The organism is Aeromonas sp. BIGb0405 (genome assembly GCF_024807335.1).
GTDB classification, from domain to species: Bacteria; Pseudomonadota; Gammaproteobacteria; order Enterobacterales; family Aeromonadaceae; genus Aeromonas; species Aeromonas rivuli.
Window position 1 is genome coordinate 284,602 of record NZ_JANUEP010000002.1, and the last position, 25,055, is coordinate 309,656.

Annotated in this window: 17 protein-coding genes; 9 read left to right on the forward strand and 8 right to left on the reverse strand. The window is 62.1% G+C overall.

Annotated features, from left to right (window positions below; all coding sequences use genetic code 11):
- Positions 1-6: 6 nt before the first annotated feature.
- From accA to pdxY, 5 genes are all read left to right on the forward strand, one after another.
- Positions 7-957 carry an acetyl-CoA carboxylase carboxyl transferase subunit alpha gene (accA, locus tag M2366_RS06130; protein ID WP_224431028.1) on the forward strand — a complete coding sequence of 317 codons (951 nt, stop codon included), beginning with the start codon at positions 7-9 and terminating at the stop codon, positions 955-957.
- 380 nt (positions 958-1,337) lie between these two features.
- Positions 1,338-2,876, forward strand: coding sequence for a lysine decarboxylation/transport transcriptional activator CadC (cadC, locus tag M2366_RS06135; protein ID WP_259269212.1), 1,539 nt, complete (start codon positions 1,338-1,340; stop codon positions 2,874-2,876).
- Between the two features lie 856 nt (positions 2,877-3,732).
- Positions 3,733-5,067, forward strand: coding sequence for a cadaverine/lysine antiporter (gene cadB, locus M2366_RS06140; RefSeq protein ID WP_259269213.1), 1,335 nt, complete (start codon positions 3,733-3,735; stop codon positions 5,065-5,067).
- 76 nt (positions 5,068-5,143) lie between these two features.
- Positions 5,144-7,276, forward strand: coding sequence for a lysine decarboxylase CadA (locus tag M2366_RS06145; RefSeq protein ID WP_259269214.1), 2,133 nt, complete (start codon positions 5,144-5,146; stop codon positions 7,274-7,276).
- Between the two features lie 69 nt (positions 7,277-7,345).
- On the forward strand, positions 7,346-8,206 hold the full coding sequence (gene pdxY / locus M2366_RS06150; protein WP_259269215.1) for a pyridoxal kinase PdxY: 861 nt from the start codon (positions 7,346-7,348) through the stop codon (positions 8,204-8,206).
- A 17-nt stretch (positions 8,207-8,223) separates the two neighbouring features.
- Here pdxY and M2366_RS06155 read toward each other — a convergent pair whose 3' ends face one another.
- Positions 8,224-9,639, reverse strand: a complete 1,416-nt coding sequence (locus M2366_RS06155; protein ID WP_259269216.1) for an MATE family efflux transporter — start codon at positions 9,637-9,639, stop codon at positions 8,224-8,226.
- A gap of 99 nt (positions 9,640-9,738) precedes the next feature.
- Positions 9,739-10,653: a LysR family transcriptional regulator gene (locus M2366_RS06160; RefSeq protein WP_042040747.1), complete on the reverse strand. Its 915-nt coding sequence runs from the start codon at positions 10,651-10,653 to the stop codon at positions 9,739-9,741.
- Between the two features lie 484 nt (positions 10,654-11,137).
- Here M2366_RS06160 and M2366_RS06165 point away from each other — a divergent pair, with 484 nt between their 5' ends.
- On the forward strand, positions 11,138-12,436 hold the full coding sequence (locus M2366_RS06165) for an HAAAP family serine/threonine permease (protein ID WP_310508863.1): 1,299 nt from the start codon (positions 11,138-11,140) through the stop codon (positions 12,434-12,436).
- Positions 12,437-12,502: 66 nt separating this feature from the next.
- On the opposite strand, the gene M2366_RS06170 is transcribed toward M2366_RS06165, so the two are convergent.
- On the reverse strand, positions 12,503-12,928 hold the full coding sequence (locus tag M2366_RS06170) for an Lrp/AsnC family transcriptional regulator (protein WP_259269217.1): 426 nt from the start codon (positions 12,926-12,928) through the stop codon (positions 12,503-12,505).
- Positions 12,929-13,088: 160 nt separating this feature from the next.
- On the opposite strand from M2366_RS06170, the gene yjeH reads away from it, so the two are divergent.
- A complete protein-coding gene (yjeH, locus tag M2366_RS06175) occupies positions 13,089-14,378 on the forward strand; it encodes an L-methionine/branched-chain amino acid transporter (RefSeq protein ID WP_259269218.1) in 1,290 nt (429 codons plus the stop codon).
- 78 nt (positions 14,379-14,456) lie between these two features.
- Here the strand turns inward: yjeH and M2366_RS06180 are convergent, their stop codons facing one another.
- From M2366_RS06180 to M2366_RS06190, 3 genes are all read right to left on the reverse strand, one after another.
- Positions 14,457-16,181, reverse strand: a complete 1,725-nt coding sequence (locus M2366_RS06180) for an ABC-F family ATP-binding cassette domain-containing protein (RefSeq protein ID WP_259269219.1) — start codon at positions 16,179-16,181, stop codon at positions 14,457-14,459.
- Between the two features lie 369 nt (positions 16,182-16,550).
- Positions 16,551-16,988 (reverse strand): PliI family lysozyme inhibitor of I-type lysozyme, encoded by a 438-nt coding sequence (locus tag M2366_RS06185; protein ID WP_042040743.1) that lies wholly within the window; start codon positions 16,986-16,988, stop codon positions 16,551-16,553.
- A 115-nt stretch (positions 16,989-17,103) separates the two neighbouring features.
- Entirely contained in the window at positions 17,104-19,134 is a 2,031-nt protein-coding gene (locus M2366_RS06190) for a M13 family metallopeptidase (RefSeq protein WP_259269220.1), read from the reverse strand.
- A gap of 132 nt (positions 19,135-19,266) precedes the next feature.
- On the opposite strand from M2366_RS06190, the gene tilS reads away from it, so the two are divergent.
- Entirely contained in the window at positions 19,267-20,610 is a 1,344-nt protein-coding gene (gene tilS, locus M2366_RS06195; protein ID WP_259269221.1) for a tRNA lysidine(34) synthetase TilS, read from the forward strand.
- A 91-nt stretch (positions 20,611-20,701) separates the two neighbouring features.
- Here the strand turns inward: tilS and M2366_RS06200 are convergent, their stop codons facing one another.
- On the reverse strand, positions 20,702-21,607 hold the full coding sequence (locus M2366_RS06200) for a GGDEF domain-containing protein (protein ID WP_370736601.1): 906 nt from the start codon (positions 21,605-21,607) through the stop codon (positions 20,702-20,704).
- Between the two features lie 128 nt (positions 21,608-21,735).
- Here M2366_RS06200 and M2366_RS06205 point away from each other — a divergent pair, with 128 nt between their 5' ends.
- Positions 21,736-23,688: a monovalent cation:proton antiporter-2 (CPA2) family protein gene (locus M2366_RS06205; protein WP_224431020.1), complete on the forward strand. Its 1,953-nt coding sequence runs from the start codon at positions 21,736-21,738 to the stop codon at positions 23,686-23,688.
- Positions 23,689-23,775: 87 nt separating this feature from the next.
- Here the strand turns inward: M2366_RS06205 and M2366_RS06210 are convergent, their stop codons facing one another.
- Positions 23,776-24,945 (reverse strand): patatin-like phospholipase family protein, encoded by a 1,170-nt coding sequence (locus M2366_RS06210; protein ID WP_042040739.1) that lies wholly within the window; start codon positions 24,943-24,945, stop codon positions 23,776-23,778.
- Between the last annotated feature and the right edge of the window lie 110 nt (positions 24,946-25,055).

Below are 25,055 nucleotides of genomic sequence, written 5' to 3' on the forward strand. Positions count from 1 at the left end.
GGCCCTATGAGTCTTTTTCTGGATTTTGAACAGCCGATAGCCGAATTGCAGGCGCAGATCGATGAGCTCAAGCATGTGAGCGAAGGCAATCACGCCGTGGATCTCAAAGAAGATATCCGCCGGTTGGAGAAGAAAAACGAAGAGCTGACCAAGAAGATCTTCGGTGATCTCGGGGCCTGGCAGGTATCCCAGATGGCGCGCCATCCCCAGCGCCCCTACACCCTGGATTATATCGAGCACATCTTCACCGACTTCGACGAGTTGGCAGGGGATCGCGCCTATGCCGATGACAAGGCCATCGTCGGCGGCATCGCCCGTCTCGACGGCGAGCCGGTGATGATCATCGGTCAGCAGAAGGGGCGCGAGACCAAGGAGAAGATCAAGCGCAACTTCGGCATGCCGCGCCCGGAAGGGTACCGCAAGGCCCTGCGGCTGATGGAGATGGCCGAGCGCTTCAAGATGCCGATCATCACCTTCATCGACACCCCGGGCGCCTATCCCGGCGTGGGTGCCGAGGAGCGTGGCCAGTCCGAGGCCATCGCCCGCAACCTGAAAGTGATGGCTGGCCTGACCGTGCCGGTGGTCTGCACCGTGATCGGTGAAGGCGGCTCGGGCGGAGCCCTGGCGATAGGTGTTGGCGATCGCGTCAACATGCTGCAGTACTCCACCTACTCCGTCATCTCGCCGGAAGGGTGCGCCTCCATCCTGTGGAAGAGCGCCGACAAGGCCCCGATCGCTGCCGATGCCATGGGCATCACGGCTCAGCGCCTGAAGGAGCTGAAGCTTATCGACACCATCGTCGAGGAGCCCCTCGGTGGCGCCCACCGCAATGTGGTCCTGATGGCCGAGCGCCTCAAGGCCCGCATCAAGCAAGATCTCGAGGCGCTGCGCCCGCTGGACAGCGACCAGTTGCTGGAGCAGCGCTACCAGCGTCTGCTGGGTTACGGCTACTGCTAAGCCCTCTGTTCATCTCTTCATGATGCCATCAGGCCCCTGCTCCTCGCAGGGGCCTTCTTTTTTATGTTTCCCATATGGATACCGACTGGCGCTGTGTTTGCCGCAAACCCCCGTGTCGGATCAAATCAACGGCGATTAGTGGTCAAAAGAAGTGGGATCACGCTCTCGTTTTACTTAAAGTGCCCCCTTCCGATCGGCCCGATTGGAGTGCCTGCAAGGATGCACTTCAGACGTGAACAGGATGACCTGGCCAGACTGGCTCACTGGTATCCTCCCTGTTTCGGCGGCCCCGTTTTCTGCAGCATCCTGCTTGGTTCTGCCTGCCTCTGGAGTTAAGTCACTTTCATCGAGTATTGTCTCCATCTTGCGGTGAGTGAATCATGAGCGAATCAGTTTTTGAGATCCATGACTGGACCCTGAGGGTTGATGACAACATGCTGTGTCGTCCCGAACGCGAGGTCTACCTCGAGCCCCGGCTGGTCAATCTGCTGCGTTTTCTGGCGAGTCATACCGGTACCGTGTTTGGGCGAGATTCCCTCATCAATGAGGTGTGGGACGGGGCCGAGGTCACCGATCAGGTGGTCACCCAGTCCATCTTCGAGTTGCGCAAGATCCTCAAAGATGGCCGCAACGATGCGGCCGACTACATAGTCACCGTGCCCAAGCGTGGCTACAAGCTGGTGGCGCCGGTACGGCCGTTGCAGGTGCTCTCGGTGCTGATGGTGGATGCCCAGTCAGCCCTGGCGGTCAATTCAACCCTCTCCGATCTGAGCCTGCCGGCTGCGAGTGATGAAGAGGATGGGGTAACTCGTGATCTGACCCCCTTCCCGGCCGGGCCGCTGACCCGCGCCATCTCTAATCATGCACGGGAAGGGCGCAGTCGCTGGAAGATGCTCAGCTTCGATATCTTCGTGGTCGGCCTGCTGGTCGCCATCGTCAGTCTGCTCGGCTATCAGCACGCCAGCCCCCAGATCCACTCCATGCTGGATCCCAACCTGCTGGTGTTTCGCTTTCACTCCGGCATGGAGGGTGACAACGAGAACGTGCGTCTTGCCGATGGCATCACCCGTACCCTGATGGGGGAGGTGGCGGCTGCCACGCCGTTGCGGGTGCAGTTCGGCGCCAGTACCCTGGTGGGGGGCATACTGCCCGGCAAGGAGCTGAGTGTACGGGTCTCCCGCCAGCCGGGCGGGGACTACCTGGATCTGGAGTACCGCAACATCAATACCAACCGGGTGCTGTTCAGCCACCAATATCAGCTCAGTCGCCACAATGTGCATGAGATGCTGCGAACCAGCAGCCAGGATCTGCTGACCGTGCTGGATAGGCCGGATCTCTTGCCCGGCATGGGCTGGCCCACCGATGATGCCGCGCTGATGGCGATGATGGAGGCGCGCTACTACACCAACAGCCAGGATGCGGTGGCGCTCAAGCGCGGCATCATGCTGCTCGACCAGTCCCTCGTCGCCCAGCCCGATCAGCCGTTGTTGCTGGCGGAGCGCTATCTGGCGGGGGAGGCGCTGGTGGCCCTGACCGGCACATCCGAGGGGGATCAACAGCAGGAAATTGGCACCCATCTGGCGAGCCTGGCCCAGAGTGGCGACATGCTGCTGGCGCGGGTGTGGGAGGCGCTGAGCCTGCAGGCCATTCTGAACGGCCAGCAACAGCAGGCCAATAGCCTGCTGGCGCAGGCTGCCACCCGTGGCCGCTCGGTGCTCTACTACATACTGCTGGGCAAGCTGGCGGAGCTGGATGGTCGGCCAGACATGGCGGGGGATGCCTACAGTCAGGCATTCCTGATGGAGGCGACCGAGCAGACCTATCTGCTCTGCCAGCAGCTGGGCTTTTACAGCAACATGGAAACCCTGGCTCCCGCGCTGTTCAACGCCCTCGGCCATAGCAAGGTGAAGCTGTTCTGAGCGGTGCTCCTTCATAGACATGGTTGCCCGCCTTGCGGTCAATCCACAACAGGCTGCCTCTGGGCAGCCTGTTGTTTATCTGCTGCTTGCCAAACCACAGCCTGGGACATGGTCAAGCCCTGTTTTTCTCTTTGTTTCTATGCCTAACAGCCCTGGTTCCTGAGCCCGCTCCCGGCCTTGTCCTCCTGCTGGCGCGATGCCCGCACGGCCTCGCGGTCACAACGTCCGCGAAGATGGTCACACAATTCCCCATTATTTCCCTTATCCCGCTCGCAACATCCACGAAGATGATCTCGCGACTCTCCATTATTTCCCTTATCCCGCTCGCAACATCCACGAAGATGATCTCGCGACTCCCCATTATTTCCCTTATCCCGCTCGCGGTGGCGTCATCCGATCGTCATTGACTCCGGATGGCTTGGTACTGCGCCAGTGGTGAGGGCATTGAGCCGCGATGGGCGAGGCAAACAGGGATATATCCGGTTTGATGGCAGTGCCTCGGCCGGTAGTCGGCCCGACAGACGGGCAGTGGAGGCCGAATGCCACTGCCGATGGCCGCGAGGGGCTGCCGAAAAATATCAAGCTGTGCCAGGGAGCTCTTATCAAGAGCATCAAGGGCGCCAGCGGATATCAGGGTTCTATCAAGGTGGCTCAGGGGTTAGTTCTCAAGGTATTGTTTTAAAAGAATTTTTATTTATCTTGAGGATGGGGTGAAAAAGTTCACTCATGATTTTATTCCTTAGCGGGTCTTTATGTTTTCCGGGGGAGCGAGGCCTAGTCTGTGCTCATTCGTTGGTGTGGCCTTGCATCAAGACTTGCGTGTGACGGCCCGACCTTTCATAGAACCGGAGATATTATGTCCCTAGATACGAGCAAGAAGATTGGCCTCATCGCCTGTACAGGTGTAGTGGCCGGCAACATGATGGGGAGCGGTATCGCGCTGCTGCCTTCGGCCCTGGCCACAATCGGTTCCATCTCCATCTTCAGCTGGGCAATCTGTCTGGTCGGCGCCATGGGCCTGGCCTTCGTGTTTGCCCGCCTCGCCACCAAGAACCCGCAAGAGGGGGGCCCTATCGCCTATGCAGGCGAGATCTCCCCTGTGTTCGGTTTCCAGACCGGGGTGCTCTACTACCACGCCAACTGGATCGGCAACCTGGCCATCGCCATCACCGGTGTCTCTTACCTCTCGGTCTTCTTCCCGATCCTCAACAACCCTATCCCGGCGGCTGTGACCACCATAGCGGCGGTGTGGATCTTCACCTTCGTCAACCTGCTTGGCGGTAGCTGGGTGAGCCGCCTCTGTACCCTGGGGCTGGCGCTGATCCTGCTGCCGGTGGTGGGCACCGCCCTGATGGGCTGGGGGCACTTTGACAGCACCCTTTACAGCCAGAACTGGAACACCACCAGCGGCAGCGACCTGCACGCCGTCATCAGCGCCGTGCTGATCTGCCTCTGGTCCTTCGTCGGGGTGGAGTCCGCCGCCGTCTCCTCCGGCATGGTGAAGAACCCCAAGCGCACAGTGCCGCTCGCCACCATGCTGGGCACCGGCATCGCTGGCGTCATCTACATACTCTCCACCCAGGTGATCAGCGGCATGTTCCCGGCCGGTGAAGTGGCCGCTTCTGGTGCTCCTTTTGCCATGGCCTCTTCCGCCATCTTTGGTGACTGGTCTGCCCCCTTCGTCTCCGCCTTCACCGCCCTGGCGTGCTTCACCTCCCTCGGCTCCTGGATGATGCTGGTGGGCGAGGCGGGCAAGCGTGCCGCCAACGACGGCAACTTCCCGAAAATTTACGGTGAACTGGACAAGAACGGCGTCGCCAAGAAGGGGCTGATCCTCGGCTCCCTCAAGATGACCGCCCTGATGATCGGCCTGACCGCCTTCACATCCAAATCCGCTCACGCAGCCGATCTGTTCAACGTGCTGACCACGGATGCAGTGCTGCTGACCATGCTGCCCTACTTCTACTCCAGCATTAACCTGATCCGCTTCGAGGGCATGACCTCCCGCAGCATCGGCACCATGCTGTTCTCCGGCGTCGCCTGCGTGTTCTGCCTGGTGGCCCTGATGGGCGCCAAGGGCTCCAACCTCACTGCCACCTTCGTGGTGTCGCTCATCATCCTGATGTTCTACGCCAAAAAACAGGGCCTGCGTCAACACGATGCCCTGCTCAAAGAGCAAGCCAGCCACTAACACCGTTTTCCTTTTCCGAGCGCTCTCCACTCACCATCCCTGATGGAGAGCGCCCCTCTACGTGTGGAGTAACAAGATGAATATCATTGCCATCCTCAACCACCTGGGCGTGTTCTTCAAAGAAGAGCCCATCCGTCAGCTGCAAGCCTCCCTCGAGCGCAAGGGCTTTCAAGTGGTATATCCGGTCGACGTGGCCGATCTGCTGAAACTGATCGAGAAGAACCCCCGTGTCTGCGGCGCCATCTTCGACTGGGACAAGTATTCCCTGGGCCTGTGCAAGGAGATCCACGATCGCAACGAGAAGCTGCCGATCTTCGCCTTCGCCAACGACCAGTCCACCCTGGACATTCACCTGACCGATCTGCGTCTGAACGTGCACTTCTTCGAGTACCGTCTCGGCATGGCCGATGACATCGCCCTCAAGATGGGGCAGGCCACGAGTGAATACCAGGACGCCCTGCTGCCTCCCTTCACCAAGGCGCTGTTCAAGTACGTGGAAGAGGGTAAATACACCTTCTGTACCCCGGGTCACATGGGCGGTACCGCCTTCCAGATGAGCCCGGCCGGCAGCATCTTCTATGACTTCTATGGCCCCAATGCGTTCAAGGCGGATGTCTCCATCTCCATGCCGGAGCTGGGCTCCCTGCTGGATCACTCTGGCCCGCACAAGGAGGCCGAGGAGTACATCGCCCGTACCTTCAACGCCGATCGCTCCTACATCGTCACCAACGGCACCTCCACCGCCAACAAGATAGTCGGCATGTATTCCGCCCCGGCCGGCAGCACAGTGCTGGTGGATCGCAACTGCCACAAGTCGCTGACCCATCTGATGATGATGAGCGATGTGACCCCGCTCTACTTCCGCCCGACCCGCAACGCCTACGGCATCCTGGGTGGCATCCCCCAGCGCGAGTTCAGTCGCGAGACTATTGCCGCCAAGGTGGCCGCGACCCCGGGTGCCAAGGCGCCGCGCTACGCCGTGATCACCAACTCCACCTATGACGGCCTGCTCTACAACACCGGCTTCATCAAGCAGACCCTGGATACCCCCTACATCCACTTCGACAGTGCCTGGGTGCCCTACACCAACTTCAACCCCATCTATGAGGGCAAGTGCGGCATGAGCGGCGACGCCATGCCGGGCAAGGTGTTCTACGAAACCCAGTCCACCCACAAGCTGCTGGCGGCCTTCTCTCAGGCCTCGATGATCCACATCAAGGGCGAGGTCGAAGAGGAGACCTTCAACGAAGCCTTCATGATGCACACCTCCACTTCGCCCCAGTACGGCATAGTGGCGTCCACCGAGATCTCCGCCGCCATGATGCGGGGCAACACCGGTAAGCGGCTGATCAAGGACTCCATCGATCGCGCCATCTCCTTCCGCAAAGAGATCAAGCGGCTGCGGGAGCAGAGTGAAGGCTGGTTCTTCGACGTCTGGCAGCCGGACAACATCGACACCGTCGAGTGCTGGAAGCTGGATCCCAAAGATGACTGGCACGGTTTTAGCGGCATCGATGATGACCACATGTACCTGGATCCCATCAAGGTCACCCTGCTGACCCCGGGCATGAACCGTCAGGGCGAGCTGCTGGAGCGCGGCATCCCGGCGTCTCTGGTTTCCAAGTTCCTTGACGAGCGCGGCATAGTGGTGGAGAAGACCGGCCCCTACAACATGCTGTTCCTGTTCTCCATCGGCATCGATAAGTCCAAGGCGATGCAACTGCTGCGCGCCCTGACCGAGTTCAAGCGTGGCTATGATCTGAACCTGACCATCAAGAGCATCTTGCCGAGCCTCTACCGTGAAGACCCGAGCTTCTACGAAGGCATGCGCATTCAGACGCTGGCCCAGAACATCCACTTGCTGACCAGCAAGTACCGTTTGCCTGAGCTGATGTTCAAGGCGTTCGACGTGTTGCCGGAGATGAAGATGACCCCGCATGCCGCCTGGCAGCAGGAGCTGGCCGGTAATCTGGAAGAGGTGCCGTTGCGTGACATGGTGGATCGCATCAGCGCCAACATGATACTGCCCTACCCGCCGGGAGTGCCCCTGGTACTGCCGGGTGAGATGGTGACTGCCGATTCCCTGCCGGTGCTGGCGTTCCTGGAGATGCTGTGCGAGATCGGGGCTCACTACCCGGGCTTCGAAACAGATATCCACGGTCTTTATCGTCAGACCGATGGCAGCTACACCGTCAAAGTGCTGCGTTAATCAGACCACAACGGGCCGCAAGGCCCGTTTTTCCCCTCGGGTTTATCCCTTTTTATGCGAGTCGCCATCATGAAGCGAGTACTCTCCATTCAATCCCACGTGGTGTTCGGCTGTGCCGGCAACAGCGCTGCCGTGTTTCCCATGCGCCGCATGGGGCTGGACGTCTGGCCCGTCAATACGGTGCAGTTCTCCAACCACACCCAGTACAGCGAAGGCTGGCAGGGGATGGTGATGCCCGCTGGCCATATCGGCCAACTGGTGGGCGGGCTGGCCGACATCGGCGTGCTGGGGCAGTGTGATGCGCTGCTGAGCGGTTACCTCGGCTCGGTCGAGCAGGGGGAGGAGATACTGGCGGCGGTGGCCCGTCTCAAGGCGCTCAATCCGGACGCCCTCTATTTTTGTGACCCCGTTATGGGTCACCCCGACAAAGGGTGCATAGTCGCGCCCGGCGTCGCCGAATTTTTCAAGACGCGGGCCCTGGCCTGCGCCGACATGCTGGCTCCCAATCTGCTGGAGCTGGAACAACTCACCGCACGCGAGATCCGCAATGTGCCAGAGGCGCTGGCAGCCTGCCAGCAACTGCGCGAGCAGGGGGCCAAGCTGGTGATGGTCAAGCATCTGGGTCGGGTCGGGTTTGATCCGGACAGGTTCGAGATGCTGCTGGTGTGTGACGCGGGGGCCTTTCATGTTTCCCGTCCCCTCTATCCGTTCAAGCGTCATCCCATTGGGGTCGGGGATCTGCTCAGCGCCACCCTGCTGGCCAACCTGCTGGCGGGACAGGATCCCGTGCTGGCGTTCGAGCGCACCAACGCCAGCGTGGATGCGGTCATGGCCCACACCTGGCTGGCGGGAGCCTATGAGTTGCAGCTGGTGGCGGCGCAGCAGGCGATGGCCGAGCCCGAGATCCGTACCCGGGCTACCCACCTCTAGCCTGTGCGTGGTTGGGGCTAGCCGGCACGGCGTGCCAGTAGCCCCCCTTGACGGGCGCCGAGCACCTTGCGTTGAGGGCGGGGGGGGCAAGCCAGCTTGAGGCGACGCCACTCCCGCCACAGCAATCCGCACAGGGGCAGGCTCAGCAGCAGCACTGTGATGGGCTGGGCCATCAGCACCCCGTCGCGGCCCCACCAGAGCGGTAGCCAGAAGATGAGCGGCAGCAGCAGCGCCGTCTTGGCGGTCGAGATGATCAGCGCCTGCCTGGTGCGGGCCATGGATTGCAGCAGCACTATGCCGAACATGATGATCCCCTCCAGCGGAATGGCGGCAAGATTGAGGGTCAGGCTGCTGACGGCGGCGGCAATCAGCTCCGCATCCTGGGAACCGGTGTAGAGCATGGCCACCGGTTGCGGCAGCAGCTGGATCAACAGCCAGACCGCCACCCCGTAGATCAAGGTTACCTTGAGCCCCATCTCCATCAGGAACTTCAGATCCCGATGGCGCTTGGCCCCCGCCGCCTGGCTGACCAGCGGCTGGATGCCGAAGGCCAGCCCCTGCAGGATCACGATGAACACCGCCTCGGTGTAACCGGCCACGGTGAAGCCAGCCAGATCCTTGATGGAGCCATAGACCATCAGCTGGCTGTTGTGCAGCAGCAGCAGCAGCCCCAGGTTGAACTGGGTGATGAGGCTCGGCAGGCCGCTGAACAGCAAGCCGGGCATGGCCATCCACTCGGGGACGAGGTCGCGCCAGGAGAGGCGCAGCCTGGCATGGGAGCTAAAGAAATAGCCGAGGCCCAGCAGGCTGACGATACCCTCTGAGATGAGCGTCGCCTGGGCGGTGCCCACCAGTCCCAGCCCCAGTCGGCCCACCATCACATAGTTGAGCGCGATGTTGAGAATGGCGCCACTGCTGACCAGGATCATGGCGAGGCGGGGGCGGCCATCGTTGCGCAGCAGGTAGGGCACCGCCAGGTTGCTGGCCAGCAGCAGGGTGCCGCCACCAATCCAGGTGAGATAGTCACTGGCCTGCTGCCAGGTCGCGGTGCCTTGCTCAATCCCCAGCGCCAGCAGGATCTCCATGTGCCAATGGTGCAGCAGCAGGGGGGCGGCGACCCCAAGCCCTGCCACTAGCCAGAGCGCATTGACCAGGCTCTGGCGGGCCTGCTTGAGGTTTCTCGCCCCTTGCTGGAAGGAGATGGCAGTTGCCGCCCCCATGGCTACCATGGCGGCGAGGCCGATCAGCACCATGATGACCGGGTAGACCAGATTGATACCGGCGAGGCCGGCGGCCCCCACATAGTGGCCGACGAAGATGCCATCGACCAGGTAATAGGCACCGGATACCAGCATGGCGAGGATGGAGGGGAGGGCATAGCCCCAGAAGCGGCGGGTCATGACCCGTTGGCGCAGGGTGAAGTAGGCAGACATATCTGTTCTCTCGGGGAGGCCCAATATCGAGCAGACAGTCTAGATTGATAAACTTACATTGATAATCCGATTTATATTTGATGAATTACTGAATAATACTCAGCAATCATGGCGGTGATAGTGCTCCTTGAGCTGGTCGATCAGGGTGCGCAGGCCGTGTCCCAGCTGATGGCGGCTGGGGTAGAAGAGTGAGAAGCCCGTGAAGCTGGGGCACCAGGGCTCCAGCACGCTCAGCAGTTTCCCCTCGGCGAGCTGCTGGCTCACCTCCTCCTCCAGGCAGTAGGCCAACCCCAATCCCGCCTCGGCCGCTCCCAGGTAAAGAGCGGGGGTGCTGGTGGTCAGGGGACCAGTCACCTCTATTTCCAGCAGGCTGCCCTCTTCCCCGGCAAAGGCCCAGCGGTAGTGGTGGGAGGGGGTCAGTCGATAACCGATGCAGGCGTGACGGGCCAGTTCGCGAGGGTGCTGTGGCGTACCGTGCTCGGCCAGATAGGCGGGGGAAGCCACCACCAGATAGCGTTGCAGCGGACCGAGCGGCACGGCAATCATCTCCTTGGGCAGCAGGTCGCCATAGAAGATAGCGGCATCGTAGCCATCCTCGATGAGGCGCGGCATCAGCTCCTGCTCCACCACCTCAACCTGCATGCGCGGGTAGCGCACCAGATAATCGATCAGCACAGGTGCCAGTACGGTATGGATGGCACCCCGTGGCGCACAGAGCTTCAGCCTGCCGACCGGCTCCTCGCTGTGGCGGGTCAGCTCCTCCAGCGCCTCTTCCAGCTGGGTCAGGGTCGGCACTAGCTGCTCCAGCAGCCGTTGGCCCGCATCGGTCGGCACTACGGCGCGGGTGCTGCGATTGAGCAGCCTGACCCCCAGCCGCTGCTCCAAGCCCTTCAGGCTATGGCTCAGGGCGGAGGCTGAGACGCCAAGTTCGAGGGCGGCTTTGCTGAAGCTCTGGTGGCGGGCGACGGCGGCAAACACCGCCAGTTCGGCGAGATCGGTACGGGTGATGGCCATAGTTATTCAACGGAAAAAGCGGTGAGGAACAGGGTACGCCAGGGCAAGGTGGCACACAACTTGAGTCCCGGAGGGAGGAGTGTGATCAGGTTGTTTCAGCATCGGGAGCAGGCGTCGATAACGGGCTCCCGCGAATTGTTAACGACTCTTCACCAGAGTGGAAAGGAAGCGTGACTCAGAGCGTGGCAAACACGATTTAAGTCAAACTTTTGTTTAATTGTTCAAATTTACCTGTGATTTGGCCGGATGTTTAATTTAGAGTGACCCCATCAACGCGATACAGGGTTAACGGGGTGTGAACGCCGCCGTGGCATGGTTCAACGTGAATCCCCTGATCGCCCCACTTGTTGCAATTTGGTAATGCTTGCCGGGTTGCGCCACGGTTCGAGCCAGATCCAGGGTGGACATAAGGTTCCAGGGAGTCGGAACAAGGCGGCACTTGCCGTGAGCCAGAAATTCGATTCTCAAACTACAGGAACGACTCATGTCCGAGATGAATGTTGCAGTAGAGGGCAGCCTGCCGCGCCAGGGCACCCGTGCCACTGGCATGAACAAGGCCGATCTGGTGTGGATGCTGGGCCTGTATGGCACGGCCATCGGTGCCGGTACCCTGTTTTTGCCCATCAATGCCGGGGTCGGCGGACTCTGGCCGCTGCTGGCCATGACCCTGCTGGCGTTGCCGCTCACCTTCTTCGCTCACCGTGGCCTCAATCGCTTCGTGCTCTCTGGCTCGACCCGGGAGGGTGACATCACCGAGGTGGTCGAGGAGCATTTTGGCAAGATGGCGGGCAAGCTCATCACGCTGCTCTACTTCTTCGCCATCTACCCCATCTTACTGATGTACGCCGTTGCCATCACCAACACGGTGGAGAGCCTGATGATCCATCAGCTCGGCATGACGCCGCCACCCCGCGCCCTGCTGGCCCTGGGGCTGATCCTCTCCCTGATGGCCGTGGTGCGTCTGGGGGGCAAGTTTATCGTCAAGGCGATGAGCATACTGGTGTTCCCCTTCGTCATCGCCCTCATGGGGCTGGCCTTCTACCTGGTTCCGCACTGGAATGGTGCCATCATCAGCGAGGCGCCGGCCTTGTCCGACGCCCTCAATGGGGACTTCGTCAAGACCCTGTGGCTGGCCATTCCCGTGATGGTGTTCTCCTTCAACCACTCGCCCATCATCTCGTCGTTTGCGGTGGATAATAAGGGCCGCTACGGTGAGCGAGCCGATGGCAAGTGCAACCGCATCCTGCTGGGCGCCCACATCATGATGGTGGTGAGCGTGATGTTCTTCGTGTTCAGCTGCGTACTGGCACTCTCTCCAAGTGATTTGCTGGCGGCCAAGGATCAGAACATCTCCATCCTCTCCTACCTGGCAAACCACTTCGACAATCCCGTGATTGCCACCCTGGCGCCGCTGATCGCCATGGTCGCCATCAGCAAGTCTTTCCTGGGCCACTATCTGGGGGCACAAGAGGGCTTCAATGGGCTGATGGTCAAGATGCTGCGTGAACGTGGCAAGTCGATTGACAGCACGCGGCTCAACAAGGTCACCGCCCTGTTCATGATCCTGACCACCTGGGCCGTGGCCACGGTGAACCCCAGCATACTCGGCATGATCGAATCCCTGGGGGGCCCCATCATCGCCATGCTGCTGTTCCTGATGCCCATGTACGCCATTGCCAAGGTACCGGCCATGCGCAAGTTTGCGGGCCAGCCCAGCAACCTGTTCGTGACGTTCATCGGTGTGCTGGCCATGACCGGCATCCTCTACTCCCTCTTGTTCTGAGTCAGCGTTATCAGCACAAAGCCGCCCTCGGGCGGCTTTGTGCTGTCTGGGCATCCCTGAACTGGCTCAACGGGTGCGATCGACAAGCTCGCTCAAGATGGCATGGGTCTTGATCATGCTGAGCTGGGGCAGGGCCTCCAACTGTTGGCGAATGGCGTCGAGCCGCGTCATGCTCGCCACCCTGACCTGCACCAGCATGTCGGTGTCGCCACTGATGCTGTAGCAGAGCCGCACCTCGGGGATCTGGCCGATGCGGGCGCCATATTGCTCGCAGCGGGGGGTGCGAAAGCTGAGTTCGAAGAAGGCGCTGATCTGGCCCTGGGGCTCGGCCAGCACGGCGCGATAGCCGAGGATGATGCCTCGCTCCTCCAGGCGCTTGAGCCGCTCGCTCACCGCGGAGCGGGACAGCGCCACCGCCTCGGCCAGCTTGCTGATGCTGAGCCGACCATCTTGCGAAAGCAGGGCCACTATCTTGTCGTCGTATTTGTCCACGTTGCCTCTTTGCTGCTGCTTTCCTGCGCACCCCGGTTATGGCCGACGAAATGGCGGTGATAACCGTCACTTCACCGCTGCCAAGAGGCAGTCTGATGACTTACCTGCGAGGCCGAATTGGCCTAACATGGTGGACGATTTTCACATCGGACAACGGAAAATGTCGAGCTTAAAGAAGGATCTGGGACTGTGGCAGGGGATGGGGTTGCTGGCGACCTCCTTGCTTGGTACCGGGATTTTCGTGGTACCTGCCGCCGCGGCCTCCCTGGCGGGGGGAGCCTCCCTCTGGGCCTGGGTGCTGCTCATCGTGCTGGTGCTGCCCATCGCCTTTACCTTTGCCCGGCTCGGGCGCCGCTATCCCCATGCGGGCGGGGCGCCCCATCTTATCGGCAATGCCTTTGGAGCCGGCGCAGAGCGTTACTCCGCCTTCCTGTTTCTGGCGGTGCTGCCGGTGGGATTGCCTGCGGCCCTCACCATAGCGGCGGGATTCTGGCATGCCCTGTTCGAACTTGGTGAGCTGACCCTGTGGGCCATACAGCTGTTGACCCTGCTCGGCGTCTTGCTGCTCGGTCTGCGCGGCGCACGCTCCTCGGGTAATCTGCAACTGCTCATTGCCCTGGCCATCGTCGGGCTGACCCTGCTTATCGCCCTCAAGGGCGAGATTGGCTGGCGTGATGCCGCTCAGCCTCTGCCGACGGCAGCTGAATGGCCCGCCATGGCCACGGCGCTGGCGGTGATGTTCTGGTGCTTCGTCGGTCTGGAAGCCTTCGCCCACATGGGGGAGGAGTTCAAAAACCCGGGGCGCGACTATCCCCTTGCCCTGCTTGGCGGTGTGCTGCTGGCGGGGCTCATCTACGGGATCCACTCCCTGGTCGTGCTCAAGTACGGCCTCTATGGCGATGAGGCGACCAATGCCACCGCCATTCCTACCCTGCTGGCGCTCTTGTTCGGGCCGACCGCCAAGTGGCTGGTGGCGATCCTCGGCTATCTCTCCTGCTTTGCCAGCATCAACATCTATCTACAGGGGTTTGCACGGCTCATCTGGAGCATGGCGCGCGAGGGCAAGCTGCCTGCTTCCCTGGCAACCCTGTCGACGCGGGGGGCTCCGGTGCGAGCGCTCTGTCTGGTGCTCGGTATCTGTGTCGCCTCCATCACCCTGATCCTCTGGTGGCGGCTGCCCCTCGATACCCTGATCCGCTACGCCAACGGCAACTTTGTACTGGTCTATCTGCTCTGCATGGCGGCGGGCTGGCGCCTGTTGGCAGGCTGCGGCAAGTGGTTGGCGGGTATGAGTGCCCTGCTCTGCGCGGCCGTCATGGTCGCCCTGGCCGCCGAGGGGATCTATGCCCTGCTGCTGACCCTGGGTTATGGGCTCTTCGCCCTGTGGCGGCGCAGGTGTCGTCAGCGTCAGGGCGCGGCCGAGGGGGGCAGCTGCTCCGTTATCGAGTAACCGCTGTCACAAGGCGCCGACGCGACCCAGTCAAAGCCCCGCAATGCGGGGCTTTGTCATCATGATTGGCGGCAGTGCTCAGAGGCCAAGCCGCTCGGTGAGCAGGGATAGCTCGTCGCGCCAGCGCTGTTGCAGCCGTGGGGTCTGATGCCTGGGCTTACGGGCGAGATCGGCCGCCAGCAAGCTATCCAGTTCGTACCAGCGTGCCAGCATGGCCTCGTCATCCTCCTCTGCCGTGGCCTGGGGCTGAGAGAGGGCCGTGGGGATCGGGCTGCTTGATGGGCCTGCCAGTTCATGGCCGAGCAGCTCGGCATAGGCTCGCTCGGCACTGTGGGCCTCGACAATGCGCCCCCCCTTGATCACCCAGAAGCGGTTGCAACTGCGCTCGATCAGATCCCGGTCGTGGGAGACCAGCAAGACGCCACCGGCAAAGCCGGTCAGTGCCTCGGCCAGCTCCTCCTTGCCCTCCAGATCCAGATGGTTGGTGGGTTCATCGAGCCAGAGCAGGTGGTGACTCGCCAGGGAGAGGGCGAGGAACAGCAGTCTGGCCCGCTCGCCACCACTCAGGCTCAAGACCCGCTGGCCGTGACGGGTGTAGGGGAAGCCTGCCCGGATCAGGGCCTGGCGCAGGGTCACCGCCGGTCGCGGCGCCAGGGCGTAGAGGGCGTCGCTCAGGGTGGCCCCGTCATCGAGCTGCTGCAGGGATTGATCGTAGTAGGCGATGCTGGCTGCGGGGTGGCGGTACCAGCCCTCTGCCTGGCGCTGTTCACCTATCTCGGCCCAGCACTGGCGCAGCAGGGAGGATTTCCCCGTGCCATTGGCACCGAGCAGGGCGACCCTGTCACCGGATTTCAACCAGAGATCCTCGGCGCGCAGCAGGGGCGGCAACTGTGGCGCCGGGCGCACGTCGAGGGCTTCCAGCCGCAACAGGGCATCGGCGGGCAGCCCCAGTCCGTGCAGTTCGAGTCGCCAGGGGGCGCCGGCGCCGACCAGGCTCTGCTCCTCCTGCAGCTTCACGATGCGTTTCTCCATGGACTTGGCCTGGCGTATCAGCTTCTCGCTGTCATGTTCCCGCCCCCAGATGGTGAGGCGTTTGCTGCTGGCACTCAGGCGGTCTATCTCTTTTTGCTCATCCATCCGGCGCAGGCGAGCATTGTCGTCCTCTTCCACCAGCGCCGCCCTGGCCTGGCTGCAAGGCTGGGCGAAGCGGTAGATGCGCCTGTCCCGCAGGATCAGGGTGTGCTGGGTCACCCGATCGAGCAGGCGGCCATCGTGGGAGACCAGCACGAAGGCGCCGCGCCAGCTCGACAAGAAGCGCTCCAGCCAGAGCAGGGCGGGCAAGTCCAGGTGATTGCTTGGCTCATCGAGCAGCAGCAGATTGGGTTGGCGCAGCAGGGCGCGGCCTATCTGCAGGCGGCTGTGCTGGCCACCGCTCAGGGTAGTGACCGGCAAGTCGGCCTGCTCGGCGAGTTGCAGCTCATCGAGCATCTTGTCCACCTGCCAGCCGAGGGCGGGATCCCCTGCCACGGCTTGCTCCAGCACGGCGCGGGTGCTGAGCCCCTGCAACGCAGTGGGTAAATGCTGCGCCACAAACTCGCAGCGGCAGGGGGCGGCCTGTTGCACGCGTCCATCATGGGGCTGGATCTGGCCAGCCAGCAGGGCGAGCAGGGTGCTCTTGCCGCTGCCGTTGGCGCCGATGAGGCCGATGCGGTCACCGCTCTGGATGCTGAGGTCGATATTGTCGAACAGGGGAAGGTGACCTGCGCTCATCTGCAGGGAGTGGGTACTCATCAATGTTGTCATGCTGTTGCTCTCTAAAATGCGGGATCGGAGATCCCTGTCATCAGGAGCGCTGGCGACAATGGTCGAGAAAGGTCTCGGTCAAGAAGGGAGTCGGCTTTGCTCGAACCCGCTATCGCAGCGCGATCTTATGCAGGCAAGAGCTGGGGAAAGTGTCGAACAGACGAGCCGAGAACATCGGACACGTTGGGATTACCATTTTTTACCTCCTTGTGTTTTGTCATGGCACAGTGAGGCGATTATAAGCACAGAAAAAAACAAGCGTCCATCGGCGAACCAGAGGGCGTGGCCCCTGGTGATGAGTGTGGCGAACAGCGCATCTCAGCAAGCAAAGCGACAGCCTGCATGGCAGGCTGCCGGCTTCACTGTCCATTAATCCCTAGGGGTTTTGAGTGCCTGGATCACATCATCGTTTGGCGCCAACCCCTCTACGTGGTTGAAGCTGTCGAGCCCCTGCTGGGGATCGATGATGAAGGCACTGGCACTGAGATAGCTGCCGCTGCCAGCGCTCTCGATGATGACGATGAGTTCGGGCTGCTTGTCACCGTTGAGATCCTGCAGTGTCAGCTCCTTGATGCTGCCATCGCGGGGCAAGATCTTGCCATCGATGAACTGGTCGAGGGGAAATTGGGGGTTGGCTCCGGTGTAGAGGCGCACGCCGTAGCTGCCGGTGGAGGCGGGTTCACCGCGTCCCTCGCTGACGGTGATCACCTGACCGGAGGGCAGCGTCAGCTGTTTGAAGAAACCATCCGCCGCCTGGCCGGTCAGTGGCAGGCTGAGCAGGCCGAGTGTCATGAGCAAGGTTTTCATCGATTTGACCCTTGTTACTGCGGTGACTGGCAAACAGGGTTGCCTGTCACGGATTGAAACCAGTGGGCCGGGCATCTGTGCCCGGCGCCTGTCATCTGCCTCGACGAGGCGGCGATCACCAGATCTTGACCCGTTTGGCCGGGTCCAGATAGAGCTTGTCGCCCTGATCTATCTTGAACGCCTCGTAGAAGGCGGGAATATTGGGCACCACGCCATTGACCCTGTATTCGGGCGGGGAGTGGGGATCCGAACTGAGCAACATCTGCATCAGCTCGGGGCGATACTTGCCCTTCCACACCTGGGCCCAGCCGAGGAAGAAGCGCTGTTCGCCGGTGAAGCCGTCGAGCACCGGGGCCTCCTTGCCAGCGAGTGACAACAGGTAGGCCTTGTGGGCAATGGTGAGGCCGCCCAGATCGCCAATGTTCTCCCCCAGGGTGAACTGACCGTTGACGAACTGACCCGCTATGGGTTCGAAGCGGTTGTACTGGGCGACCAACCGGCTGGTGCGGAACCTGAACTCCTTGAGATCGGTCGGCGTCCACCAGTCACGCAACACGCCGTCCCCATCGGACTTGGCGCCCTGATCATCGAAACCATGACCCATCTCGTGGCCGATGACGCCACCGATGGCGCCATAGTTGACCGCATCATCGGCGTTCAGATCGAAGAAGGGGGGCTGCAGGATGGCCGCCGGGAACACGATTTCGTTGTTGCTGGGGTTGTAGTAGGCGTTCACCGTCTGGGGCGACATGTACCAGCGATCCTTGTCGACCGGGGTGCCGAGCCGGGAGAGACTCTCCTGATACTCGAAGGCCTGGGCGCGCAGCAGGTTGCCGACCAGATCATCCGCGTTGACCTGGATGGCACTGTAGTCCCGCCACTTGTCCGGGTAACCAATCTTGGGTCTGAACTTGGCGAGTTTCTCCTTGGCCTGGGCCTTGGTGGCCGGTGACATCCAGTCGAGGGTATCTATGCTCTGGCCGTAGGCGATGCGCAGGTTTTCGACCAGTTGCTCCATGCGGGCCTTGGCCTCGGGGGGGAAATATTGCGCCACATAGCGTTTGCCGACGGCCTCGCCCAGGTGGGCATCGAGTACCGCCAATGCTCGCTCCCAGGCCGCACGCTGCTTGGGAGTACCGCTCAGGACGGTGCCGAAGAAGGCGAAGTTGGCCTGGTCGGTGTCGCTGTCGAGATAGGGGGCATAGTCGCTGATGAGCTGCCATTTGAGGTAGTCGCGCCACTGGGCTGCGGGAGTCTGCACCATCAGCTTGTCCAGGGCTTGCAGGTAGCTGGGTTGGCCCAGGATCAGGGTCGGCTGGGCGACAATGCCCGCCTCCTCGAGATAGCTCTGCCAGTCGATATGGGGGGCGAGGCGGCTGAGATCGCCGCTGGCGACTTTGTTGTAGCTCTTCTCCCGATCACGCAGGGCGACCTTGTCCCACTGGATGCGGGCGATGGCGGTTTCCAGCGCCACTATCTGTTTGGCTTTGGCCTCGGTATCGGTTTCACCGGCCCGGGTCAGCATACCAGCGATATGCTGCTGGTACTGCTGGCGCAGGCGCACGCTGGCGTCATCACTCTTGAGGTAGTAGTCCCGGTCTGGCAGGCCGAGACCGGACTGGCCTATGTTGACGCTGTACTGGGTCGGCGCCTTGGCATCGGGTCCAATCCAGAAGCCGAAGGGGGCACCACCGCCCACCTTGCCGGTTCGCGCCAGGGCCTGGGCCAGGGTGCGGCTATCCGTCACCTGATCCAGCTCGGCGAGCAGGGGGCGAAGCGGGCTCATGCCCTTGCCATCACGGCCAGCTTTATCCAGATAACTGGCGTAGAAATCGCGGATCTGCTGGGCTTCAGAGCCCTGGGGCGCATCCTTGGGCAGCGCCTCAATCAGGGTGCGAACATCGGCAAGGGACTTGTCGCGCAGGGTATAGAAGGCGCCATCGGCGGGTCTGTCATCGGGGATCTTGGCGCTGGCGAGCCAGTGGCCGTTGGCATAGCGGAAAAAATCGTCGCCGGGCTTGATACGGGTATCCATGTTGGCCAAGGTCAGCCCTGAGTGGGCCTGATCCTGGGCAGGTCCCTGGCTACAACCGGCCAGCAGGGCCAAGCCTATCAACCCGGCCAGTATGCTTTTCTTGTTGTGCATTGTACTTGTTCCAATTCGAGTTATTTGCTTCCTTGCTCAGGGTGCGAGCAGGCGAGTCTCACTCTAGCAGTCCGGTTACAGCTTGATAAGTCCGCATCTGCTAAGATCGGCCCGTCTATTCCGGGGAAGCCTATGATTTCTCAACTCTATTCACGTGTCTGTCAGACCCTGCCGACGCCAACAAGTTCCAGCTCCTTATTGGTGGCTTACAGCGGTGGTCTCGACTCCACCCTGCTGCTCTTGCTGGCTGATCGTTTCGCCCGCGAGCGGCAGCTGCCCCTGCGTGCTCTGCACGTGCACCATGGGCTCAGCCCCAATGCCGATGCCTGGGCCGAGCAGTGCGCCGCGTTCTGTCGGCAGCTCGGCGTGCCGCTGCAGGTGGCGCGGGTAGCGCTGAACCGGGGCAATGGCGAGAGCCTGGAGGCGCAGGCCCGCACCGCTCGCTATGACCAGCTGAGCACGGCGCTGGCGCCTGGGGGCTGGTTGCTCACGGCGCATCATCAGGACGATCAGCTGGAGACTCTCTTGCTGGCCCTCAAGCGTGGCGCCGGCCCACGGGGTTTGTCCGGCATTGTGCCGAGCCAGCCATTTGGTCAGGGATGGTTGTTGCGCCCCTTGCTGACCACTGGCCGCGAGGAGCTGGCCGAGGCGGCCGGCGAGGCGGGGCTGAGCTGGGTGGAAGATGAGAGCAATGTGGACGTGAGTTACGATCGCAACTTCCTGCGCCAGCGGGTGATCCCCGGGCTTAGGGCCCGCTGGCCGGCCATCGCCCAGACGGCGGCCCGCAGCATGGCCCTCTGTGCGGAACAGCAGGCGCTGCTCGAAGAGCTGGCGGCCGAGGATTGGCGGTTGGCGGGAGAGGGGGAGGCGTTGCGCATCGCCCCGCTCCATGAGTTGAGTCCGGCCAGGCGCAATAACCTGTTGCGTCACTGGATCCGGCGCCAGGGTGGCGAGATGCCGGCCCGGGATCAGCTGGCCCGGTTGTGGGACGAACTGGTGTTGGCCCGCCCGGATGCCAATCCTCAACTCAACTGGGGTCGGGTGAGTTGCCGTCGTTATCAGGGCCTGCTCTATCTGGTGCGCCCGGATCTGGCGCCGCTGACCGAGCAGATCCCCCTGGTTCCTGGTCGCTGGGTGACATTGCCGGACCGGCTTGGCAGCGTGCAGTTGCGCATCGGCGCCGAGGGGACATTGAGGCTGCCCGGGGCGGATGAGCCGCTCTCCATTCGTTTCTCGGTGGCCCCTGGCCAGACCCTCACCCCGCAGGGGCGAGGGGGGAGCCGTCGCCTCAAGAAATTGTGGCAGGAGTACGGGGTGCCCTCCTGGCAGCGGGGTCGAATCCCCATTCTCTTCTATGGCGAGGCGCCCGCGGCGGCCCTGGATCTCTTCATCTGCGAGGGCTTTGCCCGGACCGGTGGCCTGGGGCTGGCCTGGCAGAGGCTGGACTCGCCGGACGATACCGAGCCCTTGCCATAAAAAATCCGGGGCGGCCATTGGCCGCCCCGGATTTGTTAAACAGCGCAAGCTCATGGCTTGGCTATCCCTGGATGCAGACAGGCATGACTGCTTAGCCAGCGCCTTCCGCTTTCTTGCGGGAGTAGAGGTGGCTATCCGCGGTCTCGTACAGGGTGTAGACGTCCATGCCCGGCAGCCAGTTAGCGGCGCCAAGGGAGCAGCCGACCTCGAAGCTGACGAGCTCCTGGTGGCTGCGGAGCATCTGTTGCAGCCGCAGCCAGACCGGTCGCCAGGCCTCGGCATCGGCCGGTTGCAGCAGCAAGGCGAACTCATCCCCCCCGATCCGAAACGCCTGATCCGTGGCGCGGATGCACTGCTGCAGCAGTTGGGCGAAGCGGCTGAGCACCAGATCGCCGACCGGGTGGCCCCAGGTGTCATTGACTTGCTTGAAGCGATCGAGATCCAGCAGTACCAACACCAAGCCATGAGGATCCCGGCTGTGCTGCTCGACGGCGCGGCCGAGGGCCTCATCGAAATAGGCCCGGTTGCCAAGCCCGGTCAGGTGATCGAGACGCACCTGTTGTTCCAGATTGGCCAGGCGCAGGTAGAGGGGCAGCGCCAGCTCGAACTGGCGGTGACAGGCCTGCAACTCAGCAGTCTGCTGCTGGCTGGGGGTCTGGATCAGCTGATAATGGAGCTGTCCCAGGCAGAGACCCTGGCCATCCTTGAGCGGAAACTGGTAGCTGTGCAGGCTGATCTGATCCTGGGGCAGACACTGGATCAGGCTGTGGTGGTGGGTGCCCTCCAGGCAGAGGCTGTGGATGCGGACAATCCTTGCCGCCGTGCGGGCAAAGATTGCCAGCAGCTCGCTCAGCGTCTGCTGGCCGAGCAAGCGCTCGAGCAAGCCATGAGCTGGCTGACTTATCACGGGCGTCAGGTGATCCAGTTGGCGGATCCACTGCGCTGCGTCATAACCGACCGAGGCGTTTGCCCCTCTCCACGATGTTGAATTATCCACTCTATTTCCTTCCCAAGCGGCACCCAGGCCCACCATGGTGCCAAATACTGCAAGATCCGCGCCCAAAATATGTCCTATAGGGGCAACCCCGGCTGGCTAGACTTAAGTCGATAAAATAGGAGGAAAAATTGTATACGGAATTTTTGACGTTGCTGTTTGCCGCCGTGTTGCTGGTGGCGGTTTTCCGGCGCTTGGGCCTGCCGGCGATCCTCGCTTACCTGATCGCCGGCGTGCTGCTCGGCCCCTATGGTCTGGCGTGGGTCACTGAGCAAGCCATGATGCACACCCTGGGGGAACTTGGGGTGGTCTTCCTGATGTTCTCTCTCGGCCTCGAATTCTCCCTCTCCAAGCTCATTGCCATGCGCAGCCTGGTGGTCGGGGTCGGGGGGCTGCAGGTGATCCTGACCACGGCGCTGTTTTGCTGGATTGGCTGGTGGTGGGGGCTGACCCTGCCCCAGGCACTGGTGGTGGCGGGCACCCTCAGCCTCTCCTCGACTGCGGTGGTGATCAAACAGCTTGGGGAGCAGAAGCAGCTGCATACCCGTCGTGCCCAGCTTGGGGTCAGCGTCCTGCTGTTTCAGGACTTGGCCGTGGTGCCCCTGCTGGTGATGATCCCCATATTGGCCGAGCCCGAAGCCCAGGGCGATGCCCTGCTGGTTGCGGTCGCCTGGGCCTTACTCAAGGGCTTGCTGGTCCTGCTCGGCCTGTTGGCGGTGGGCAAGTGGTGGTTGCCCTCCCTGTTTCATGAGGTTGCCCGGGCCCGCTCCGACGAGTTGTTCGTACTGAGCGCCCTGCTGGTCGCGCTGCTTGCGGCTTCTCTCACTCAGTGGATGGGGCTCTCCATGGCCCTGGGTGCTTTCCTGGCGGGGATGATGTTAGGGGAGTCCCACTATCGTCACCAGCTGGAGGTGGACATCAAGCCGTTTCGCGATGTCTTGATGGGGCTCTTCTTCATCACCATCGGCATGGCCATGGAGTGGCAGCAGGTGGCGCGCCATTGGTGGCAGGTGGTGGGCATTGTGGTGCTGCTGGTGCTGTTCAAATCGCTATTGGTTCTGCTGGCGGGGCGCTTGATGGGGGAGCGAAAACGCGATGCCATGGCGGCGGGCATCATGCTGAGTCAGGTTGGCGAGTTTGGCTTCGTGCTGCTGGCCCTGGCGCTCAGCCACGGCTTGCTTGGTCAGGATATCGTCTCCCTGCTGATCGGTATTGGCGTTATCTCTATTGCCATCACCCCTTGGCTGGTGGGGCGCTCCCAGGAGCTGGCGCGCTGGCTGACGCGATCTTCCCTGCTTTCCCAATCAGAAGTGGCCCAGTCGGGCCTGAGCAAGAGTGGTCACGTCATCATCGCGGGCTTCGGTCGGGCCGGTCAGACCTGTGCCCGCTTTCTCAAGCTGGAGGGGATCCCCTTCCTGGCACTGGATCTGGATCCCGAGCGGGTGAATGAGGCCAAGCTGGCGGGGGAGCAGGTGGCCTTTGGTGATGCCAGCAGACGCGAGATCTTGCTGGCCGCCGGTCTGCAACGGGCCCGTCTGGTGATCATCACCTTCGACGATGCCAAGCGGATCGGCGCCATGCTCTCCCTGATCCCCGGTTTGGCAGAGGGGGTCAAGATAGTGGTGCGCACCCAGGATGACCGCCTGTTGGAGCAGTACAAGCAGGCCGGGGCTCACGAAGTGGTGCCGGAATCCCAGGAGGGGACTCTGATGCTGGTGTCCCACCTGTTGCTGCACTGTGACGTGCCCATAGGCCGGGTGATCCGGCGCATGGAGAAGGAGCGCAACAGCCAGTACTCCTTCCTGCATGGCTTTTACTGGGGGGGGCAGAGTGCCCCGGATCTGGAGACGGATCAGGGCCTGGAGCGGCTGCACCCGCTCGTGCTGAGCGAGCAGGCCTGGGCCATAGGCCACAAGGTGCAGGATCTCGCCCTGGAGGCTGTGCACATCAAGGAGGTACAGCGTGGGGGCGACGTGCTGGAGCCCAGGGCCGAGCTGCTGCTGGGGGCGGGGGATACCCTGGTGCTGTTTGGCACGAGTGCCGCCATCGAGCAGGCAGAGCAACGGCTGCTGGAGGGGCGCTAGTGCAAGTCGGGAAGATGGGGATGGGGTGTGCTGGGAGGCCGCCAGGGCGCTGGCGGCGCAATGGCGGCAAGAACATAGCCCTGGCCGCTATCTGGCGGGTTGGACTGCGGTGACTTGCGAGACGCTGGCCGGGCTCTGGATATCGAGGAAGCGAGCGACACGGGATCTGTCGTCCAGGGTGTCTTGATAACCCAGGGCGATGAGCTGTTGGCAGTAGCCGGGGACGAACATCAGAAAACTGGCCAGGCTGCTGGTCTCATCACCCTTGACCCCCAACACCCGCAGCAGGCGGCGCATCTCGGTTGGCAGCTGGGGCAGAAAAGGGAGCGCCAGCACGTCGAGATCCTGGCTTGGTTTGAGCACGCAGGCTTCCACCTCCTTGAGTTTTAACCTTGCTCTGTCCCGCTCTGGAATGAGCGACAGGGTGAGGTTGATGCGGCCCAGGCGCTCCAGATCCGAATTGAGGGTGTCGGTGAACACGGTGTCGAGCAGGTGACTGGCGATGTGGGAGCTGGTCAGCCGCTCCCGGTATTGAGTCGGGTTATGTTGGGGAGGCGGCGCCAGGGCAATGGCCAGGATCCGCTCTGCCCCCAGATGGATAGCCGGGCTCAGGGGACTGAGCTGGTGAATGGAGCCATCGCCATAGAATTTGTCGCCGATACGGGTGGCGGGGAACACGAAGGGCAGGGCACTGGAGGCGATCAGGTGATCTGAGGTGATCAGGGTACGGATGCCGCGCCTGCGTTCCCGCTCCCAGGGGTGATGCTGAGAACGTCCCTGAAAGAAGGTGGTGCTAAGGCCGCTCTCATAATCCGATGCCGTGATGGCCAGGGCCTCCAGACTGCCGTAGAGGATATTGTCATCGATGCGGTGGTAGTCGATGAGCTGCTCGAGCAGCTTGCGCAGCGGACTATTGTCGAACAGGTTGAAGGCGCGATTCGGGTCCGGATGGATCAGGCCCGCCGACCCCTCGTAGAGCAGACGCCAGAGCAGGCGCCCCGGGTGAAAATCGAAGATGTGGCGCGTCTCGAAACGGCGCCAGACCCACTCCAGTTTACGCACTCCCAGGTGAAAGCATGAGGCATGGCAGGCGAGGGCCGTGGCGTTGAGGGCACCGGCCGAGGTGCCGCATAAAATGGGGAAAGGGATCCCCTGATTGCGGGGGTAGAGTTCGGCGATAGCTTTGAGGGCGCCAACTTGATAGGCGGCGCGAGCACCACCACCGGTTAACAGCAGGGCTGTGTTAGGTTTGGCCATAGCGGATGCCTTTGGAACTATTCAAGGTTGTTCTGTGGCGCTCAAAGCAAGAGCCGCCGGTCGGGTTCCATCCTGTGACATGGGTTCTGCCAGCGCCCGGCCAAGGGTAG

What these genes read in the sequence shown, in the direction of transcription:
- M2366_RS06210 (WP_042040739.1), bottom strand. Translation starts at nt 24,945, where the DNA reads ATGGCCAAACCTAACACAGCCCTGCTGTTAACCGGTGGTGGTGCTCGC.
- tilS (WP_259269221.1), top strand. Translation starts at nt 19,267, where the DNA reads ATGATTTCTCAACTCTATTCACGTGTCTGTCAGACCCTGCCGACGCCA.
- pdxY (WP_259269215.1), top strand. Translation starts at nt 7,346, where the DNA reads ATGAAGCGAGTACTCTCCATTCAATCCCACGTGGTGTTCGGCTGTGCC.
- cadB (WP_259269213.1), top strand. Translation starts at nt 3,733, where the DNA reads ATGTCCCTAGATACGAGCAAGAAGATTGGCCTCATCGCCTGTACAGGT.
- M2366_RS06190 (WP_259269220.1), bottom strand. Translation starts at nt 19,134, where the DNA reads ATGCACAACAAGAAAAGCATACTGGCCGGGTTGATAGGCTTGGCCCTG.
- M2366_RS06160 (WP_042040747.1), bottom strand. Translation starts at nt 10,653, where the DNA reads ATGGCCATCACCCGTACCGATCTCGCCGAACTGGCGGTGTTTGCCGCC.
- M2366_RS06155 (WP_259269216.1), bottom strand. Translation starts at nt 9,639, where the DNA reads ATGTCTGCCTACTTCACCCTGCGCCAACGGGTCATGACCCGCCGCTTC.
- accA (WP_224431028.1), top strand. Translation starts at nt 7, where the DNA reads ATGAGTCTTTTTCTGGATTTTGAACAGCCGATAGCCGAATTGCAGGCG.
- M2366_RS06145 (WP_259269214.1), top strand. Translation starts at nt 5,144, where the DNA reads ATGAATATCATTGCCATCCTCAACCACCTGGGCGTGTTCTTCAAAGAA.
- M2366_RS06165 (WP_310508863.1), top strand. Translation starts at nt 11,138, where the DNA reads ATGTCCGAGATGAATGTTGCAGTAGAGGGCAGCCTGCCGCGCCAGGGC.
- M2366_RS06180 (WP_259269219.1), bottom strand. Translation starts at nt 16,181, where the DNA reads ATGACAACATTGATGAGTACCCACTCCCTGCAGATGAGCGCAGGTCAC.
- yjeH (WP_259269218.1), top strand. Translation starts at nt 13,089, where the DNA reads ATGTCGAGCTTAAAGAAGGATCTGGGACTGTGGCAGGGGATGGGGTTG.
- cadC (WP_259269212.1), top strand. Translation starts at nt 1,338, where the DNA reads ATGAGCGAATCAGTTTTTGAGATCCATGACTGGACCCTGAGGGTTGAT.
- M2366_RS06185 (WP_042040743.1), bottom strand. Translation starts at nt 16,988, where the DNA reads ATGAAAACCTTGCTCATGACACTCGGCCTGCTCAGCCTGCCACTGACC.